Annotated in this window: 16 protein-coding genes, 1 pseudogene and 1 CRISPR repeat array; of the genes and pseudogenes, 11 read left to right on the top strand and 6 right to left on the bottom strand. The window is 72.2% G+C overall.

Features of this window, described 5'->3' with window-relative positions; all coding sequences use genetic code 11:
- Together hemQ and hemG are read right to left on the bottom strand one after the other, a co-directional pair.
- Window positions 1-741 (bottom strand): hydrogen peroxide-dependent heme synthase (hemQ, locus tag AC51EU_RS15255; protein WP_496267460.1); only part of this gene is annotated, 741 nt, incomplete at its 3' end.
- A 2-nt stretch (window positions 742-743) separates the two neighbouring features.
- Window positions 744-2,186, bottom strand: a complete 1,443-nt coding sequence (gene hemG / locus AC51EU_RS15260) for a protoporphyrinogen oxidase (RefSeq protein ID WP_496267461.1) — start codon at window positions 2,184-2,186, stop codon at window positions 744-746.
- 215 nt (window positions 2,187-2,401) lie between these two features.
- On the opposite strand from hemG, the gene AC51EU_RS15265 reads away from it, so the two are divergent.
- Complete coding sequence (locus AC51EU_RS15265) at window positions 2,402-3,598, top strand: thiolase family protein (protein ID WP_496267462.1); 1,197 nt, start codon at window positions 2,402-2,404, stop codon at window positions 3,596-3,598.
- 75 nt (window positions 3,599-3,673) lie between these two features.
- Here AC51EU_RS15265 and AC51EU_RS15270 read toward each other — a convergent pair whose 3' ends face one another.
- The 3 genes from AC51EU_RS15270 to AC51EU_RS15280 all read right to left on the bottom strand — a co-directional run bounded on the left by AC51EU_RS15270 (window position 3,674) and on the right by AC51EU_RS15280 (window position 6,818).
- Window positions 3,674-4,216 carry a GNAT family N-acetyltransferase gene (locus AC51EU_RS15270; protein ID WP_496267463.1) on the bottom strand — a complete coding sequence of 181 codons (543 nt, stop codon included), beginning with the start codon at window positions 4,214-4,216 and terminating at the stop codon, window positions 3,674-3,676.
- Window positions 4,217-4,325: 109 nt separating this feature from the next.
- Window positions 4,326-5,627 (bottom strand): cytochrome P450, encoded by a 1,302-nt coding sequence (locus tag AC51EU_RS15275; RefSeq protein ID WP_496267464.1) that lies wholly within the window; start codon window positions 5,625-5,627, stop codon window positions 4,326-4,328.
- Between the two features lie 924 nt (window positions 5,628-6,551).
- Complete coding sequence (locus tag AC51EU_RS15280; RefSeq protein ID WP_496267465.1) at window positions 6,552-6,818, bottom strand: hypothetical protein; 267 nt, start codon at window positions 6,816-6,818, stop codon at window positions 6,552-6,554.
- Between the two features lie 140 nt (window positions 6,819-6,958).
- On the opposite strand from AC51EU_RS15280, the gene AC51EU_RS15285 reads away from it, so the two are divergent.
- The 4 genes from AC51EU_RS15285 to AC51EU_RS15300 all read left to right on the top strand — a co-directional run bounded on the left by AC51EU_RS15285 (window position 6,959) and on the right by AC51EU_RS15300 (window position 10,512).
- Window positions 6,959-7,798: a helix-turn-helix domain-containing protein gene (locus AC51EU_RS15285; protein WP_496267466.1), complete on the top strand. Its 840-nt coding sequence runs from the start codon at window positions 6,959-6,961 to the stop codon at window positions 7,796-7,798.
- Window positions 7,795-8,001 (top strand): DUF397 domain-containing protein, encoded by a 207-nt coding sequence (locus AC51EU_RS15290; protein ID WP_496267467.1) that lies wholly within the window; start codon window positions 7,795-7,797, stop codon window positions 7,999-8,001. Before AC51EU_RS15285 ends, AC51EU_RS15290 begins: the two co-directional genes overlap by 4 nt.
- Before the next feature lie 88 nt (window positions 8,002-8,089).
- On the top strand, window positions 8,090-8,302 hold the full coding sequence (locus AC51EU_RS15295) for a DUF397 domain-containing protein (RefSeq protein ID WP_496267468.1): 213 nt from the start codon (window positions 8,090-8,092) through the stop codon (window positions 8,300-8,302).
- Between the two features lie 178 nt (window positions 8,303-8,480).
- Window positions 8,481-8,996: a CRISPR direct-repeat array (repeat unit 29 nt; unit sequence CTCGTCCCCGCACGTGCGGGGGTGGTCCC).
- Between the two features lie 136 nt (window positions 8,997-9,132).
- Window positions 9,133-10,512: an FAD-dependent oxidoreductase gene (locus AC51EU_RS15300; protein ID WP_496267469.1), complete on the top strand. Its 1,380-nt coding sequence runs from the start codon at window positions 9,133-9,135 to the stop codon at window positions 10,510-10,512.
- Window positions 10,513-10,522: 10 nt separating this feature from the next.
- Here AC51EU_RS15300 and hemE read toward each other — a convergent pair whose 3' ends face one another.
- Entirely contained in the window at window positions 10,523-11,590 is a 1,068-nt protein-coding gene (gene hemE, locus AC51EU_RS15305; RefSeq protein ID WP_496267470.1) for a uroporphyrinogen decarboxylase, read from the bottom strand.
- Between the two features lie 101 nt (window positions 11,591-11,691).
- On the opposite strand from hemE, the gene AC51EU_RS15310 reads away from it, so the two are divergent.
- The 6 genes and pseudogenes from AC51EU_RS15310 to AC51EU_RS15335 form a co-directional block, all read left to right on the top strand.
- Window positions 11,692-12,348, top strand: a complete 657-nt coding sequence (locus AC51EU_RS15310; RefSeq protein WP_496267471.1) for a DUF3000 domain-containing protein — start codon at window positions 11,692-11,694, stop codon at window positions 12,346-12,348.
- 284 nt (window positions 12,349-12,632) lie between these two features.
- Window positions 12,633-13,295 (top strand): LuxR C-terminal-related transcriptional regulator, encoded by a 663-nt coding sequence (locus AC51EU_RS15315; protein ID WP_496267472.1) that lies wholly within the window; start codon window positions 12,633-12,635, stop codon window positions 13,293-13,295.
- A 79-nt stretch (window positions 13,296-13,374) separates the two neighbouring features.
- Window positions 13,375-14,649, top strand: coding sequence for an HRDC domain-containing protein (locus AC51EU_RS15320; RefSeq protein WP_496267473.1), 1,275 nt, complete (start codon window positions 13,375-13,377; stop codon window positions 14,647-14,649).
- A gap of 219 nt (window positions 14,650-14,868) precedes the next feature.
- On the top strand, window positions 14,869-16,089 hold the full coding sequence (locus AC51EU_RS15325; protein ID WP_496267474.1) for a thiolase family protein: 1,221 nt from the start codon (window positions 14,869-14,871) through the stop codon (window positions 16,087-16,089).
- Window positions 16,086-18,215 (top strand): 3-hydroxyacyl-CoA dehydrogenase NAD-binding domain-containing protein, encoded by a 2,130-nt coding sequence (locus tag AC51EU_RS15330; RefSeq protein WP_496267475.1) that lies wholly within the window; start codon window positions 16,086-16,088, stop codon window positions 18,213-18,215. The genes AC51EU_RS15325 and AC51EU_RS15330 overlap by 4 nt, the downstream gene beginning before the upstream one ends.
- 95 nt (window positions 18,216-18,310) lie before the next feature.
- Window positions 18,311-18,383 (top strand): annotated as a pseudogene (locus AC51EU_RS15335) (NTP pyrophosphohydrolase); the annotation flags it as partial.

An 18,383-nucleotide genomic window follows, 5' to 3' on the forward strand; every position in this document is an offset into this window, starting at 1 on the left:
CAGGCCGGCGACCAGCTCGGCGACCGGCTTGCGGCGGCCGGTGTAGAACGGGATCTCCTCGCGCACGTGGAGGCGCGCCTCGGAGCCGCGCAGGTGGCGCATGAGGTCGACGATGCGGTACAGGTCGTCGGCCTCGAACGCCAGGATCCACTCGTAGTCGCCCAGGGAGAAGGACGGCACGGTGTTGGCGCGGACGTCGGGGAAGCCGCGGGCCATCTTGCCGTGGTCGGCGAGCATCCGGCGGCGGTCCTCGTCGGGGAGGAGGTACCAGTCGTAGGAGCGCACGAACGGGTAGACGCTGACGTAGTCGCGGACGCGCTCGTCGGCCAGGAAGGCCGGGATGTGCGACTTGTTGAACTCGGCGGGGCGGTGCAGCGCCATGTTGGACCACACGGGCTCCATGGCACGGCCGAGCCGGGTGCGGCGGAAGAGGTTGTACGCCTCCTGGAGGGCGTCCGAGCTCTCCGAGTGCCACCAGATCATGAGGTCGGCGTCGGCGCGCAGGCCGGACACGTCGTAGGTGCCGCGGACCACGACATCCTTGGCGGCCAGCTGCGCGAACAGCTCCTCGACCTCGTCGGCGTAGCCGGTGCGGTCCTCGGGGAGGACGTCACGCAGCTTGAAGACCGACCAGAGGGTGTAGCGGATCACCTCGTTGAGGTCCTTCGCCTTCTTGCCGGCGTTGGGGACCTTCTCCGGGGCGGGCTGAGCGGGGGTGGAAGGGTCTGTCATGCCGTCCATTCTCACTCTCCCCCGGCGGCGGCCGACGCCAGGGTGTCAAGGATCTCGTCGGCCGCCCGTTGCGCGGAGCCGATGCAGGCCGGGATGCCGACGCCGTCGTAGACCGCGCCGCACACCCGCAGGGTGCCGGGCAGCGCGCCGACCGCCTCGCGGATGCCGGTGATCTTGCCGAGGTGGCCCACCTCGTACTGCGGCAGTCCGCCCTCCCAGCGGGTGACGGCGGACGCCACGGGGCGCGCGGCCAGGCCCGCGGCCTCTCCCAGGTCGGCGAGCGACAGGTCGACGAGTTCGGCGTCGTCGCGCTTGAGGTCGGCCTCGTCGCCGTAGCGGCCCAGGGAGGTGCGCAGGACGAAGAGGTCGGGTGCCGCGGCGTCGACCCAGCCCCACTTGCGGCTGGCGAACGTCGACGCCTTGATGCGGCGGCCGTCGACGGGCGGGACGAGGAAGCCGCTGCCCTCCGGCATCCGGCCCAGGTCGGCGCGGCGGAACGCCATCGTCACCAGCGCCATCGACGCGTACTCGACGGTGTCCAGGGCGGTGGCGGCGGCCGCGCAGCCGTCGCGCAGCAGCCGGGCGGCGGGGCCCGCCGGGACGGCCAGGACCACCGCGTCGGCGGTGAGCGTGCGCTCGGCGGTGCGCACGCGCCAGCCGTCCGCGCCGGTCCAGCGCAGCTCGCGGACCTCGGTGCCGAGGTGGATCTCACCGCCGGCCGCGCGGACCGCGGCGGCCACCGCGTCCGGCAGCGTCCCCACGCCACCGTCGATGCCGGTGAAGACCGGGCCGGCCGAGGCGGTGGCGGCGGACTTCTCCTGGACGGCGCGTACGGCGTCGAGCAGCGAGCGCCGGCCGCGCGCGGCCTCGAACAGCTGGGGTACGGCGGCGCGCATCGAGATGCGGTACGCGTCGCCCGCGTACACCCCGCCGAGCAGGGGCTCGACGAGACGGTCGACGACCTCGTTGCCCAGCCGCTCGGCGACGTACGCGCCGACGGCGACGTCCTCGCCGATGTCCGTGGCCGGCAGCTCCGCGTCGCGCGCGATCCGGGCGAGTCCCTCCGGGGAGATCACTCCGGAGGCGGCGAGCGGCGCGAGGTCGCCCGGTACACCCATCACATGGCCCTTGGGCATCGGGCGCAGGCCGCCGCGGGTCCACAGGGAGGCGGTGGCGGTGGCCGGCGGCTGGAGGCGGTCGCCCAGGCCGACGGCGCGCGCCAGGCCGACGGCCTCGGGGCGCCGGGCGAGCATGGACTCGGCGCCGAGGTCGACCGGGGCGTCCCCGACGGTGCCCGCGCGCAGTTTGCCGCCGAGCCGGCCGGACGCCTCCAGGAGCGTCACCCGGGCCCCGCGGCCGGTCAGGCGGTGCGCCGCCGCCAGCCCTGAGATGCCCCCACCGATGACGACGACATGGCCGGGCGCCCGGCCCGTACTGGTGTGCGCTGCGCTCATGCCCCCACTCTCTCAGAGGCGCCCGCGCGGGGACGTCCGGCACCCGCGCCGGGCGACGACGGCCGTGCCCCGGGGTGCGGAGGTGCCCGGTGGGGGCGGCGGGACCGTTGACACCGGGCGGCGGGCGGCAAACACTCGGAGCGGACGACCGTGGTGATCTTCATACCGCCGTCGTCCGCCCTGGGACCGCGTGAGGACAGCGAGGACAGTTCCTGATGACCGACCACCGCCTGCGGGATGTGTACATCGTCGACGCCGTACGGACGCCCGTCGGCAAACACGGCGGGGCGCTGGCCGGCGTCCGGCCCGACGACCTCGCCGCCCATGTGATCAAGTCCCTGGTGGACCGCACCCCCGACCTCGACCCGGCACGGATCGACGACGTCGTCTTCGGCGACGCCAACGGCGCGGGCGAGGACAACCGCGATGTCGCGCGGATGGCCGTCCTGCTGGCCGGGCTGCCGGTGACCGTGCCCGGGGTGACCGTGAACCGCCTGTGCGGTTCCGGCCTGGAGGCGGTCGTCCAGGCCGCGCGGGCCATCGCCCTCGGGGACGCGCACATCGCGGTGGCCGGCGGCGTGGAGTCGATGAGCCGGGCGCCGTACGTCCTGCCGAAGCCGGAGCGCGGCTACCCGGCGGGCCACCAGGAACTGTTCTCCTCGACGCTGGGCTGGCGGATGGTCAACCCCCGGATGCGGCCGGAGTGGACGGTCTCGCTGGGCGAGGGCGCCGAGCTGATCGCCGACGCGTCGGGCATCACCCGTGAGCAGCAGGACCGCTTCGCGCTGGCCAGCCACGAGAAGGCGGCCCGCGCCTGGCGGGAGGGCGCCTACGACGCGGAGGTCGTCCCGTACCCGGGGGTGGAGCAGGTCCGTGACGAGTCGGTCCGGGAGTCGTCGTCCCTGGAGTCGCTGGCGAAACTGCGGCCGGTGTTCCGTCCCGAGGGCGGCACGGTCACCGCGGGCAACTCCTCGCCGCTGAGCGACGGCGCGGCCGCGCTGCTGCTGGTGGACGAGGAGGGGCTGCGGGCCACCGGCCGCGAGCCGCTGGCCCGGATCGGCGCGAGCGCGGTGACCGGCGTGGAGCCGCAGCTGTTCGGACTCGGCCCGGTGGAGGCCGTCGGCCGGGCACTGGAACGCTCCGGCCGCGCCTTCGGCGACCTGTCGGTGTTCGAGCTGAACGAGGCGTTCGCCGCCCAGGCCCTGGGCTGCCTCGCCCGCTGGCCGGAACTGGACCCGTCGGTCGTCAACCCGCGCGGCGGCGCCCTCGCGATCGGCCACCCCCTGGGCGCGTCGGGCGCCCGGCTGGCGGGCGCGGTGGCCCACCAGCTCGCCGCCCGCGGCTCGGGCACGGGCCTGGCGGCCCTGTGCATCGGCGTGGGGCAGGGCCTGGCGCTGGTCCTGGAGCGCTGACGGGGACGGGGCGGGGGTCACCAGGGCGCCCCGCCCCTCACTGCCGCCCGGCCCGGGAACGGCCCCGGGCGGCCCCTACGCCTTCGCGCCCGGCGCCCACTCCTGGACGAGGAGTCCGAGCAGCACCTGGTCCAGGAACTCGCCCATCACCCACGCCGAGGAGCGCAGCACGCCCTCGCGGACGAAACCGTTGCGCTCGGCGGAGCGCAGCATCGCCGCGTTGTCCGACAGCGTGTCGATCTGCAACCGTTGCAGGCCGCGCACGACGAAGCCGTAGTGGCACAGCACCGCGACCACATCGGTGCCGTAGCCCTTGCCCCGGGAGGACGGCAGCAGCCCGAGGCCGAGGTGCGCGGACCGGTTGTGGGGGTCGATGCCCCACAACATCGCGGTACCGACGAGCGTGCCACCGTCCAACTCCACCACGGAGAACCGGACGTTTTGCTGCTCCTTGTCGTCCACCACCAGCCGCGGGTCCTTCGCACCGGGCGTGACCGGCACCCATGGCCGCCCTTCGGACCGCGAGGCGGTGGCCACATCGTCGTAGAGCTCGGCCCGCAGGACCGGGACATCCTCCTCGTACCGGGCCCGCAGCCCGACCTTCTCGCCTCGAAGCATGCGAGCTTCTTATCCGACCGGATGGCCGGCGGCAATCCCATGAAGCACAGGAACGGCCGGTCACGGAGCGGGCTTTCATGCTCCGCGGTCGCACGGATCCGGACCGTCCTCAGCCGCGCGAGGTGGCACGCAGGCGCAGGCCCTCAGTGGTGAGACCGCCGAAGGTGGTGACCTGGTAACCGGGTTCCGGTCCGGGCGGCTCGCTCACGTGGTAGCGGCGCGCCGTCTGCGCGGTCAGGAGCGTCAGCATCGCCATGGCCAGGGCGGCTCCCTCGCAGCCGTGCGGCCCGGTACCGAAGGAAAGGAAGACCCCGGGTTTCGCCGGCGAGCCCGCGTCATCGAGCCAGCGTTCGGGGCGGAACCGGTCCGGCTCGGAGTACTCCCGCGCGTCGCGGTGCGCGGTGTAGGGACAGACGAGAACGGTGGACCCGGCGTCGATGCTGTAGTCGGCGAGCCGGGTCCGCCGCGTGGCGCGCCGGGTCAGCAGCCAGCTCGGGGGGTGCAGTCGAAGCACCTCGCGTACCAGTGCCTGGGTGTAGTGCAGGCCGTCGAGGTGGGTGCCGGTCGTCGCGGCCGGGTCGGCGGGCAGCAAGGCGGCTTCGGCCGCGACACGGTCCGCCGCCTCGGGGTAGCGGGCCAGGTGGAGCAGGATCCAACCGGCCGCCCGGGAAGGCGTCTCGAAGGTGGCGACGGTGATTCCGGGGAGGCTGTCGAGGATGGCCTCTTCCGGCAGGAGGCCGTAGCGGGGGGAGGGCCGGAGCATCTGCCCCAGCACGTCGTCACCGAGGCGGCCCGAAGAGCGGCGCCGCTGGACGACGGACCGCAAGGCGTGGGTGAAGGCGACCTGTTGCCGTGTGCGGAACCGCCGTGGCGGTGTGGGAATCCAGCGTGGCCACACCCAGCGCGAGGGGCGTACGAGTACCTCCCGGGCGAGGAAGAGCCGTGGGGCGAAGGGCAGCAGGGTGGGGGCGTCTTCGGAGAAGAGGAAGCGCACGCCGATCTCCGCCAGGGCGTGCCGGACCGGGGGCAGAATCTCGACGTCCTGGCCCGTGGGCCATCGGTCGGCGAACCGAGCGGTCCCGGAGGCGATCTCACCGATCCGGGCGGCGACCGCGTGCGGGCGCAGTCCGCGCATGCGGGCGGCGTGGGCGTGCGCCCGCTCCTCGGGCGTCGGCGCTCCGCTCGACCGCTTCAGCGGCGGGAAGAGAGGAGAGGGCTCCTTGGGGAAGTCCCGCGCGCGGCACAGGACCGCTTCGCACGGTCCGGCCGTAGCGGTGACGTAGACACCTGGTTCCAGCTCCCAGACGTCCCCGCACTCGTCAGCGCCGCGGCGCGCCAGTGCCAGCCGGTCGCGGCTCCAGGCAGCGAAGCCGCCATCGGGCAACCGCGGCGGCTCGTTCCGTAGGCCCATGAGATCGTCCCTGGCTCTCGTACCTGTCCAGGCCGATGTCGGCAGCGGCGTGACCGGGCCCGGCGGGTGCCCGGGGGCGCCCGCCGGTAGTGCGGTCAGGTCCAGTCGTGTTCCCCGTACGCCCCGTAGTGGCGTGTGAAGAACAGCTTGCCGAGCAGCTTGGCGATCATGATGCACTCCTCTCGGCACTCTTCAGCACCAAGTGCCATATGTTCCATTTTCCCACATACACCACATATGACATATATGGCGCATCAGCCCGTACGTATGGGCACAAAAGATGCCTCTTGGCCGCGAAAGTTCGAGGTCGACGGGGTGACAGCGCCGGCACACGGGATCATGACAAGCGCAGCCCGTGAACGCGTGAGTGCGGGCAACTCGTCGGTAGTGATGCCGCCCCCGCCGCGCGGGTGTCCGTGAACGAGCGCGGCGGGGGCGGCGGGCCGGGCCGAGAGGGCAGGATCTCGGACGGCCCGCCCGTGCGGCGCGTCGGGGGTCGGATTCCGCGCCGTACGGGAGCTATGTGCGGGTCATGCTGAGGAGCAGCGGCACCGTCATGAGGCCGACCCATATCAACGGCGCGAGAACGGTGCCCCAGGTCCCGTCACCGCGAGAGAAGCGGCGTCGACGGAACCTCATCCCCATTTCCGCGACCCGATCGCGGCCCGGCGCTCCGCCTTCTTGTTCTCGGCCTTGACCTTTTCGGAAAGGTCGTCGGTCTTTCCCTTTTCCTTGCCGGTCTTCTCTTTTGCCATGGCAGGGCCTCACGTTGAGTTTGCCGGTTTCCCCGATTCCCCCTCGATACGGCCGCCCGGCCGGTGGTCCACGGCGCCCGCCGGACGGCCTGCCCTCCCACACCATTCCGGGGAGGACGCCTCACGGCCGGGACCGTGGTCGACCGGCGGCGAGGGGCTGGAGCGGCGGCTACGCGTCGCGCCCTGCGGCGTACTCACGCAGCACGACGGCCAGTTGGCGCGCCGTACGAAGGTTGCACCGACTGAGATCCATCAGCGCGACCCTCCGCCCGGCGATCTCCCCGACGGAGACGTCGAGCGACGGCAGCGTGACGCCAACACCCTTGAGCGCGGCAGCCAGTTCACCACGCACTTCCTCGGCAACCTCGATATCCTCGCCGGCCTCGGCGACCCAATCGGGCTTGCCCACGGACTCGTCCGTCAGCATGTTGTCCACCTCCTTCCGCGAACGCGGACAGGTCTCCACGGCGTCAACACATAAACGGCCGTGCCCCTATGTAGCGAATCCGCTACCGGGTGCACCCACCTTGGACCTACAGTGAGTCCGTATTCAACGTTCCAGAAGTGGAGGGAACATTGGCCAACCGCAAGGAACTCAACCCCGAAGCAAGCCCGGAAGCGGCATTCGGCGCGCGTTTGCGCAGATCACGAGAAGCACGCGGCTGGAAGCAAGACGAACTCGGCACGCGGATCGGATACTCCGGACGACATATCTCCGGGGTAGAAAACGCCCATAAACCGCCAACTCGCAGGCTTTCAGTGGCCCTTGATATCGCGTTCGGACTCGAAGGAACGGACGACACGTTCGAACGCCAATGGCGCGAGATCCGGCACGGTGTGTTGTTGCAGGGGTTCCCCGAGTACGTGGCGCTTGAGGGCCGGGCGGCAGAGATCCGATTGTTTGAGGTGGGTGTCATTCCTGGCCCGCTTCAGACACGTGAGTACGCGGCGGCCCTGGCTGACGGCGCTGTTGAGCGGGGCGCCATCACGCCTGAACAAGCAGACGAACGGGTCTCGTTCCTCATAGAGCGTCAGGCAGCCCTTGCACGCTCCCTGCCACCCTTGATGATCGCGGTGTTGGACGAAAGCTGTATCCGCAGACCTGTCGGCGGCCCCGCCGTCATGGATGCGCAGTTGCAGCGACTGATCGACTTCGCCGCACAGTCAAACACCATGCTCCAGCTCGCTCCTTACAGCCTTGGCGAGCGTCGCCCCTTCAATCGGCTGGTGAACCTGCTGACCCTTCAGGACCGAACCGTCTTCTCCTACGTCGAGTCCCAGACGCAAGGCTATCTGGACCGTGAGATCACTTCCGTGGTGCCGTTGGTGAGGGCCTACCATCAGCTACAGGCCGAAGCGCTGTCCCAGGCGCAATCCGTGGCCCTGATCAATGAGGTACGAAAGGGCACCCCGTGACGACCAATCCCCTCAACTGGATCAAGTCCTCCTACAGCGACAACGGTGGTTCCTGTGTCGAATGGGCCCCCGCGTCCACGCCCTCCACCGGCACCATCCCCATCCGCGACAGCAAGAACCCGACTGGCCCGATGCTCACGATCGATCCGACGGCGTGGTCCGCATTCGTCTCCAGCGTCAAGACAGGCGAGCTGTCCGCGTAACCGGCAGCCAAGTCCCTTAGCTACAGGCCGAAGCGCTCTCCCAAACGGAGAGCGCGGCCATGACCAAGCAGCTACGAAAGGGCACCCCGTGACGAACGACTCCAGGACCCTGCACTGGGTCAAGTCCTCCTACAGCAACAACGGCGGCTCCTGCGTCGAATGGGCCCCCTCATCCACGCCCTCCACCGGCACCATCCCCGTCCGCGACAGCAAGAACCCGACCGGCCCGACACTGACGATCGCCCGGACGGCATGGACCGCTTTCGTCACCGGCATCAAGACGAACGAGCTGTCCGCGTAACCGGCAGCCCGCATGTCCCCTTCGACTTCCCGGCGAAGGGAACGAACCATCGCAGTGCCCCGCCACACTTCTCAGGACGGGGCACTGCTGCCCTCTCGGGCACGCGCCCGCTATGCCCGAATCAGCGAAAGTTGCTGAAATCCACGGACGCCGACAGTAAAGTCCCTGGTCAGCTCCTCTCGTCCCCGCACGTGCGGGGGTGGTCCCGTATACGTCAAGACTTGCTAGCGCCATGCTTACTCGTCCCCGCACGTGCGGGGGTGGTCCCAGGGCGTACAAGCTGCTCAAGCGGGAGGGCTGCTCGTCCCCGCACGTGCGGGGGTGGTCCCGGGCCGAGGCCGCCGCGCATCATCATCACGAGCTCGTCCCCGCACGTGCGGGGGTGGTCCTCACGTTCCCACTCCGGTCCCAGATGGAGACCGCTCGTCCCCGCACGTGCGGGGGTGGTCCCCAGTCCGCTCCGGTCAGGTCAGCGTTCATGAGCTCGTCCCCGCACGTGCGGGGGTGGTCCCGGGTTGTCCGACCCGGGATAGCCGTGCTTGGGCTCGTCCCCGCACGTGCGGGGGTGGTCCCGACGCCCAGGCCGAACGCGCCAGCCTGCCCCCTCGTCCCCGCGCGTGCGGGGGTGGTCCCACGGAGGGCCTTTTCGCCTTCGCCAATGGCGGCTCGTCCCCGCACGTGCGGGGGCCCTGACCTCCGAAAATTCGGAGGCGGTTTCCGGACTCGTCCCCGCACGCGCGGGAACGCCCCCACCCCTCCACCACACCCCCACCTGCCCCCCGCCCCCGTACCCTGCCCCCACACGAAGGCGGCGAAAGGGACGCAGACGGATGGCAGAGCGACTGGTAATCGTCGGCGGGGACGCGGCAGGCATGTCCGCCGCTTCGCAGGCGCGGCGGCACAAGGGGCCGGACGAGCTGGTGATCACGGCGTTCGAGCGGGGGGCGCATGCCTCGTACTCCGCGTGCGGCATTCCGTACTGGGTGGGGGGTGCGGTCGGGGGGCCGGACGAGTTGATCGCGCGGACGCCGGAGGAGCATCGGGCGCGCGGGATCGATCTGCGGATGCGGACCGAGGTCACCGAACTCGACCTGGACCGGGGGCGGGTGCGTACCCGGGCGCTGGACGACGGTGGGCGGGAGTCCTGGACCGGTTTCGACAAGCTGGTGCTGGCGACCGGGGCGCGGCCGCGTCGGCCCCCGCTGCCCGGGATCGACGCGCCGGGAGTGCACGGTGTGCAGACCCTCGACGACGGCCAAGCGCTGCTGGACACGCTCGACGCCACCCCGGGGCGGCGCGCGGTGGTGATCGGCGCGGGTTACATCGGCGTCGAGATGTCCGAGGCGCTGATCCTGCGCGGGTACGCGGTGACGGTGCTGGACCGGGGGGAGCAGCCGATGGCGACGCTCGACCCGGACATGGGGGCGCTGGTGCACCGGGCGATGTGCGGGCTGGGCATCACGGTGGTGCGGCGGGCGCAGGTGACCGGGGTGGTGACCGGTGCGGACGGGCGGGTCCGGGCGGTCGCCACCGAGGACGGTGAGTACCCGGCGGACGTCGTCGTCCTCGGGATGGGCGTACGGCCCGAGACGTCCCTGGCGCGGGACGCCGGGCTGCCGCTGGGGGCGCACGGCGGGCTGCTGACCGACCGGTCGATGCGGGTCCAGGGGCAGGACGCGGTCTGGGCGGGCGGTGACTGCGTCGAGGTGTTCGACCTGGTCTCGGGCGGGTACCGGCACATCGCGCTGGGCACCCACGCCAACAAGCACGGCCAGGTGATCGGCGCCAACGTGGCGGGCGGCTACGCCACCTTCCCCGGGGTGGTGGGCACCGCCGTCAGCAAGGTCTGCGAGCTGGAGATCGCGCGGACCGGGCTGCTCGAACGCCATGCCCACGCGGCGGGGCTCCAGTACGTCACCGCGACCGTCGAGTCCACCAGCCGGGCCGGGTACTACCCCGGCGCCCGGCCGATGCACGTGAAGATGCTCGCCGAGCACCGCACGGGGCGGCTGCTCGGCGTGCAGATCGTCGGCCGCGAGGGCGCCGCGAAGCGGGTGGACATCGCGGCCGTCGCCCTCACCGCCGGGATGACGGTGGAGCAGATGACGGCCCTGGACCTGGGCTACGCGCCGCCGTTCTCCCCCGTGTGGGACCCGGTGCTGGTGGCGGCCCGCAAGGCGGACGCGGCGGTGCGGGCCACCGGGCCCTGACGGGCGCCGGTCAGCGGGCGGTGCGGGTGTGGACGTACTCGACGAGGCGGGTCAGCGCGTCCGGGTCGGTGTCGGGCAGGACACCGTGGCCGAGGTTGAAGATGTGCCCCTCCAGTCCGGCGGCCGCGTCCAGCACCTCGCCGGCCTTGGTCTCCACGGCCTCGCGGGGGGCGAAGAGGACGGCCGGGTCGAGGTTGCCCTGGAGGGCCTTGCCCGGTCCGACGCGGCGGGCGGCCTCGTCGAGGGGGACGCGCCAGTCGACGCCGACGACGTCCGCGCCCGCCTCGCCGAGCGCGCCCAGCAGCTCGCCGGTGCCGACGCCGAAGTGGATGCGGGGCACGCCGTAGGGGGCGACCGCGTCGAAGACCTTGGCGGACGCCGGCATCACGGAGCGCCGGTAGTCGGCGGGCGACAGGGCGCCGACCCAGGAGTCGAACAGCTGGACGGCGCTCGCGCCGGCCTCGATCTGCACGGTGAGGAAGGCGGCGGTGATGCCGGCGAGGCGGTCGAGGAGGTCGGCCCACAGCTGCGGGTCGCCGTACATCAGCGCCTTGGTGTGCTCGTGGTTGCGGGAGGGACCGCCCTCGACGAGGTAGCTGGCGAGGGTGAAGGGCGCGCCGGCGAAGCCGATGAGCGGGGTGGCGCCCAGTTCGCCGACGAGCGTGCGTACGGCCTCGGTGACGTAGGAGACGTCGTCGGGCTCCAGGGGGCGCAGCCGCTCCAGGTCGGCGCGGCTGCGGATCGGCTTCTCGACGACCGGGCCGACGCCGGGCTTGATGTCGAGGTCGATGCCGATGGCCTTGAGGGGGACGACGATGTCGCTGAAGTAGATGGCGGCGTCGACGCCGTGGCGGCGGACCGGCTGGAGGGTGATCTCCGTGACGAGGTCGGGCCGCATGCAGGAGTCCAGCATCGCGATGCCCTCGCGGACCCTGCGGTACTCGGGGAGGGAACGCCCGGCCTGCCGCATGAACCACACGGGGGTGTGCGGCACCGGCTCGCGCCGGCAGGCCCTGAGGAAGGGCGAGTCGTACGTCGCGGTCGGCTGCTGGTACGTCGGGCTGTCGTAGGCGCTCACGCCCGCATCTTCGCACGCGTCACGGGGCGCCTCCGAATGGGCGACGCGCGAAAGGGGTGTCCTCCGCGTGTGCGGGCCCGGTTCCGCCTAGTCTTCCGGGCATGGCTGCGGCTCACGAACACCTCGCGGACAGCGCGGACGAGACCCCGATCCCCTTCCGTCAGGCGGTCGAGGCGCTCCGCGCGACACGACCGCGGCCCGAGATCGAGATCACCCCGGTCCCGGCGCCGAAGCGCCTCGCGCCGTTCGCGTACGCGTGCGAGGCCACGGTCCTGGGGCGGGGCACCGGACCGGACGGGGAGGACGAGGACCTGGCGGACGGGCGGCTGGTGCTGCTGCACCACCCGGCGGGCCATGAGGCATGGCAGGGGACGTTCCGGCTGGTGACGCTGGTGCGCGCGGAGCTGGAGCCGGAGATGGGGGCCGACCCGCTGCTGCCGGAGGTGTCCTGGTCCTGGCTGACCGGCGCGCTGGAGGCGCGGGGGGTGCGCTACGGCGCCGCGGGCGGGACGGTGACGCGCGCCGGGTCGTCGTACTTCGGGGCGCTGGCGGAGCGGGAGGCGGAGACCCGGATCGAGATCCGGGCGTCGTGGACGCCCGCGGAGGGTGCGGGCGGGGTGCCGGACACGGCGGCGCACCTGGAGGCGTGGTGCGATCTGCTGGGGCAGGTGGCGGGGCTGCCGCCGTCCGGCCTTGAGGGGATGCCGCGGGGCGGGGTGGTGCCGCTGCCGCAGCGGCGGGGGCCGCAGCCGCGCTGAGCGGGGGAGTCCGGGCGTCGCACGGGAGGTGCGGCGCCCGTTCGTCGTGCCCGGGGTCCGGCCCGTTCGTGATCACTTTGCGACGCCCGCGATCAACTCCCCTTCACAGATGATCGACCAAGCGTCCGAATTGCCCGAAATGCACCTAACTAAATCGTGATCAAAGTCTAAAGTCCCGTCGGCTTGCTGCCGAAGAGGTCAATGACCCTTCCAACACGGAACCCTCCGGCTCCCCCCTGTAGCCGGCTTCCATCCGTCCTCTCCACCCCCCAGGAGGCCGCCCGGTGTCTGTTCTCCTTGAGCAACCTTCGAGCCTGGTCGCCTACCGGCCGAACAAGCCGACGGCCATGGTCGTCGTGGCCGACCCCCGCGTCCGCTCCACCGTCACCCGCCACCTGTGGGCCCTCGGAGTCCGCGACGTGATCGAGGCGTCGTCCATCGCGGAGGCCCGCCCCCGCGTCGGCAACCCCCGCGACATCTGCGTCGCCGACGTCCACCTCCCCGACGGCTCCGGCCTCACCCTGCTGTCCGAGACCCGCGCCGCGGGCTGGCCCAACGGCCTCGCCCTCTCCGCCGCCGACGACATCGGAGCCGTCCGCAACGCCCTCGCCGGCGGCGTCAAGGGCTACGTCGTCACCGGCACCCGCACCAACCTCGGCATCCCCGGACGGCCCGGCACCGCGCCCATCGGCGCCAACGCCGCCCGGATGCAGCGCCGCCCCCCGGGCGCGCCCGGCCACCCCGGCGGCTACCGGGAGCTGTCGGGCCGTGAGGTCGAGGTGCTGCGGCTGGTGGCGGAGGGGCAGTCCAACAAGGCGATCGGCGTCTCGATGGGACTGTCCGCGCTGACCGTGAAAAGCCACCTGGCGCGCATCGCCCGCAAGCTCGGCACCGGCGACCGGGCGGGCATGGTGGCCGTCGCACTGCGCACCGGGATCATCCACTGACCGTCCGAAGACCACCGCCGCGCCCGCCGACGGAACGTTCCCTCGGCGGGCGCGGCGCATCCACGGATACCCTTGAGGGGTGACCGACGCCCAAAAGACCGCAGCAGACATGACACTGCGAGCCGCCGGAGAGTCCCCTCCGGACCCGGGACCGGCGCCGGTACCCCTCCTGGAGCCCCGCGAGGGCATCCCACCGGTGACCGCGTCCTCCGTCGCGCTCGCCGACGTGGTGGCCGCCTTCGCCGCGGGCCGCGGCCCGGTCGCCGTCGACGCCGAACGCGCCTCCGGCTACCGCTACGGCCAGCGCGCCTACCTCGTCCAGCTGCGCCGCGAGGGCGCGGGCAGCGTCCTGGTCGACCCGGTGGGCTGCCCCGACCTGTCGGCCCTGGGCGCCGCCGTCGCGGACGCCGAGTGGGTGCTGCACGCCGCCACCCAGGACCTGCCCTGCCTCCGCGAGGCGGGCATGGTCCCGAGCCGGCTGTTCGACACCGAGCTGGCCGGACGACTCGCCGGGTTCGCCCGGGTCGGGCTGGGCGCGATGGTCGAGAACGTCCTCGGGTTCGCGCTGGAGAAGGGGCACTCGGCCGTCGACTGGTCCACCCGCCCGCTGCCCGAGCCGTGGCTGCGCTACGCCGCGCTCGACGTGGAACTCCTCGTCGACCTGCGCGACGCGCTGGAGGACGAGCTGGACCGGCAGGGGAAGCTGGACTGGGCCCGCCAGGAGTTCGCGGCCATCGCCGCCGCTCCCCCGGCGCCGCCCCGCAAAGACCCCTGGCGCCGTACGTCCGGGATGCACAAGGTGCGCAGGCGCCGCCAGATGGCGGTGGTGCGGGAGCTGTGGACGGCACGCGACGCCGTCGCCCGCAAGCGCGACCTCTCCCCCGGCAAGGTGCTGACCGACGCCGCGATCGTCGAGGCCGCGCTGAACCTCCCGCCGAACGCGCACGCCCTGGCCGCGCTGTCCGGCTTCGGGCACCGCATGGGCCGGCGCCAGCTGGAGCAGTGGCAGGCCGCCGTGGACCGCGCCAGGGCCCTTCCGGAGAGCGAGCTGCCGCAGCCCGGCCAGCCGCTCAACGGTCCGCCCCCGCCGCGGGCCTGGGCCGACAAGGACCCGGTCGCGGCCGCCCGGCTCTCCGCCGCCCGCGCCGCCGTCAGCGCGCTGGCCCAGCGGCTGAACCTCCCGCAGGAGAACCTCATCACCCCGGACACGGTGCGCCGGCTGTGCTGGGAGCCGCCCGCCGACCCCACCGAGGACGCGGTCTCCGGCGCCCTGGCCGGGTACGGCGCCCGCGTCTGGCAGATCGAGCAGGTGGCGCCGGCGCTGACCGCCGCACTGCGGGCCCACAGGGGCTGACACCCTCCCGCGAGCGACCTCGGGCGTCCCGGGGGCCGGATCATCCGGTCCCCGGGACGCCCGAGGTCGTACCGGGGGTGGTGACGCCGTTCGGTGTGACCTTCGCCGCTCCGCGCGGAGGGGCTGTGCAGCTTGGTTACCGGTAAGTAGCATGTGGGTGTGACGCGTCCCCCGGGGCGCCACGCAGCAGTGCCATCCCGCACCTGGAGGAGAGCCAACGTGCCTCGTACCGCTAGGGACGTCGTCTTCGTCGACGGCGTCCGCACCCCGTTCGGCAAGGCGGGCCCGAAGGGCATCTACCACGAGACCCGCGCCGACGATCTCGTCGTCAAGTCCATCCGGGAACTGCTGCGCCGCAATCCGGGCCTCGACCCCGCCAAGATCGACGAGGTCGCCGTCGCCGCGACCACGCAGATCGGCGACCAGGGCCTGACCCTGGGGCGGACGGCCGGCATCCTCGCCGGACTGCCGCAGTCCGTGCCGGGCTACTCCATCGACCGGATGTGCGCCGGCGCGCTCACCGCCGTCACCACCACCGCCGGCTCCATCGCCTTCGGCGCGTACGACGCCGTCATCGCCGGTGGCGTCGAGCACATGGGCCGCCACCCCATGGGCGAGGGCGTCGACCCCAACCCGCGCTTCGTCAGCGAGAAGCTCGTCGACGAGTCCGCCCTGTTCATGGGCATGACCGCGGAGAACCTCCACGACCGCTTCCCCTCCCTCACCAAGCAGCGCGCCGACGAGTACGCCGTGCGCTCGCAGGAGAAGGCCGCCAAGGCGTACGCCGACGGCAAGATCCAGCAGGACCTGGTGCCGATCTCGGTGCGCCGCACCAACCCGGAGGTCGGCGAGACGGGTTGGGGCCTGGTCACGGCCGACGAGCCGATGCGTCCGGGCACCACACTGGAGAACCTCGCGGGCCTGAAGACTCCGTTCCGCGCCCACGGCCGGGTCACCGCGGGCAACGCCGCCGGGCTCAACGACGGCGCCACCGCCTCGATCATCGCGTCCGAGGACTTCGCCCGCGAGAACGGCCTCCCGGTCAAGATGCGCCTGGTCTCCTACGCCTTCGCGGGCGTCGAGCCCGAGGTGATGGGCTACGGCCCCATCCCGTCGACGGAGAAGGCCCTGGCCAAGGCGGGCCTGTCGATCTCCGACATCGGCCTGTTCGAGATCAACGAGGCGTTCGCCGTGCAGGTGCTCGCCTTCCTGGAGCACTACGGCATCGCCGACGACGACGCCCGCGTCAACCAGTACGGCGGCGCCATCGCCTTCGGCCACCCGCTGGCCTCGTCCGGCGTCCGCCTGATGACGCAGCTGGCGCGGCAGTTCGAGGACCAGCCGCACGTCCGCTACGGCATCACCACCATGTGCGTCGGCTTCGGCATGGGCGCCACGGTCGTCTGGGAGAACCCGCACTTCGACGGAGGCAACAAGTGACCACGACCGCTGAGCTGCTGAAGGGCGCGGCCGAGCTGTTCCCCGACGAGGTCGTCACCCAGGCGCACGTACGCCACCTCGACCTTCCGGGCGGCGCGGGCCGGTTCGCGCTGATCACGCTGGACAACGGCCACGACCACACCAAGCCCACCACCTTCGGGCCGCAGTCGCTGGCCAACCTCGACGCGGCCGTCGACCAGGTGGAGCAGGAGGCCCGGGACGGCGCGATCGTCGGTGTCGGCGTCACCGGCAAGCCGTTCATCTTCGCCGTCGGCGCCGACCTCAAGGGCGTCGAACTGCTGAAGGCGCACGAGGAGGCCCTGGCCATCGGCAAGGGCGGCCACGACGTCTTCAAGCGCCTGTCCGGCCTGGCCGTGCCCACCTTCGCGTACTACAACGGCGCGGCGATGGGCGGCGGTGTCGAGGTCGGTCTGCACTGCACGTACCGCACGGTCTCCCGGGCCGTCCCCGCGTTCTCGCTGCCCGAGGTCTTCCTCGGCCTGGTCCCCGGCTGGGGCGGCTGCACACTGCTGCCGAACCTGATCGGCGCGGACAAGGCCGTCACGGTCGTCATCGAGAACTCCCTCAACCAGAACCGCCAGCTCAAGGGCAAGCAGGTCTTCGAGCTCGGCATCGCCGACGCGCTGTTCGAGGGCGCGGACTTCCTGGAGCGGTCGCTGGTGTGGACCGCGTCCGTCCTCAAGGGCGAGACCGAGGTCGTCCGGCCCGAGATCGACCGCGGTGAGGCGTGGGACGCGGCCGTGGCGCGCGGCCGGGCCGTCGCGGACGGCAAGGTGCACGGCGCGGCACCCGCCGCCTACCGCGCGCTGGACATCATCGCCGCGGCCAAGGACGGCGACCTCCAGGCCGGCTTCGACGCCGAGGACCGCGCGCTCGCCGACCTGATCATGAGCGGGGAACTCCGCAGCGGCATCTACGCGTTCAACCTGGTGCAGAAGCGCGCCAAGCGGCCCGCCGGCGCACCGGACAAGTCCCTGGCCCGCCCGGTCACCAAGGTCGGTGTCGTCGGCGCCGGTCTGATGGCCTCGCAGCTGGCGCTGCTGTTCGCGCGCCGCCTTGAGGTCCCCGTCGTCCTCACCGACATCGACCAGGAGCGGATCGACAAGGGCGTGGCGTACGTCCATGGCGAGATCGACAAGCTGCTGCTCAAGGGCCGCGTCAACCAGGACAAGGCCAACCGCCTCAAGGGCCTGGTCTCCGGCCACCTCGACAAGGCCGCCGCCTTCGGCGACGCGGACTTCGTCATCGAGGCCGTCTTCGAGGAGATGGGCGTCAAGCAGCAGGTGTTCGCCGAGGTCGAGGCGGTGGTGCCGGAGCACGCCGTGCTCGCCACCAACACCTCCTCCCTGTCGGTCACCGAGATGGCCTCGAAGCTCGCGCACCCGGAGCGGGTCGTCGGCTTCCACTTCTTCAACCCGGTCGCGGTGCTGCCGCTGCTGGAGATCGTGCGCGCGGAGAAGACCGACGACGCGTCGCTGGCGACCGCGTTCGCCGTCGCCAAGTCGCTGAAGAAGACGGCCGTCCTGGTCAAGGACGCCCCGGCGTTCGTCGTCAACCGCATCCTGACCCGCTTCATGGGCGAGATCCAGAACGTCATCGACGAAGGCACCCCGGTCGAGGTCGCCGAGAAGGCCGTCGCGCCCCTCGGACTGCCGATGTCGCCGCTGGTGCTGCTGGAGCTGGTCGGCCCAGCGATCGGCCTGCACGTCTCCGAGACCCTGCACGGCGCGTTCCCCGACCGCTTCACCGTCTCGCCGAACCTCAAGGCGGTCGTCGAGGCCGGCAAGCGCGGCTTCTACGTGTACGACTCCGGGAAGCCGGAGCTGGACCCGGAGGTCGCGGCGCTGCTGCGGCAGGGCGACGTGGAGCTGACCGGGCAGCAGGTCCGCGACCGGGTCCTGGACGCGGTCGCGCAGGAGATCGGCCTGATGCTGGACGAGGGCGTGGTCGCCGAGGCGCAGGACATCGACCTGTGCCTGATCACCGGCGCCGGCTGGCCCTTCCACCTGGGCGGCATCACGCCGTACCTGGACCGTGAGGGCGTCTCCGAGCGGGTGACGGGCAAGCGGTTCCTCGCCCCGGGCGTGGCGAGCGTCCCGGCGTAACCGAGGCGGTGGCAGACGGCGGCGCGGGCCGGCTCCGGTGGGGGCGGCCCGCGCCGTCGTGCTGCGGGCCGGGCGCCCCGTGGCAGGCTGGTGTCATGGACACCTTGGTCATCGTCGACGCGGCGAACGTCGTCGGCTCGGTCCCCGACGGCTGGTGGCGCGACCGGC

The organism is Candidatus Streptomyces philanthi, from assembly GCF_059553635.1.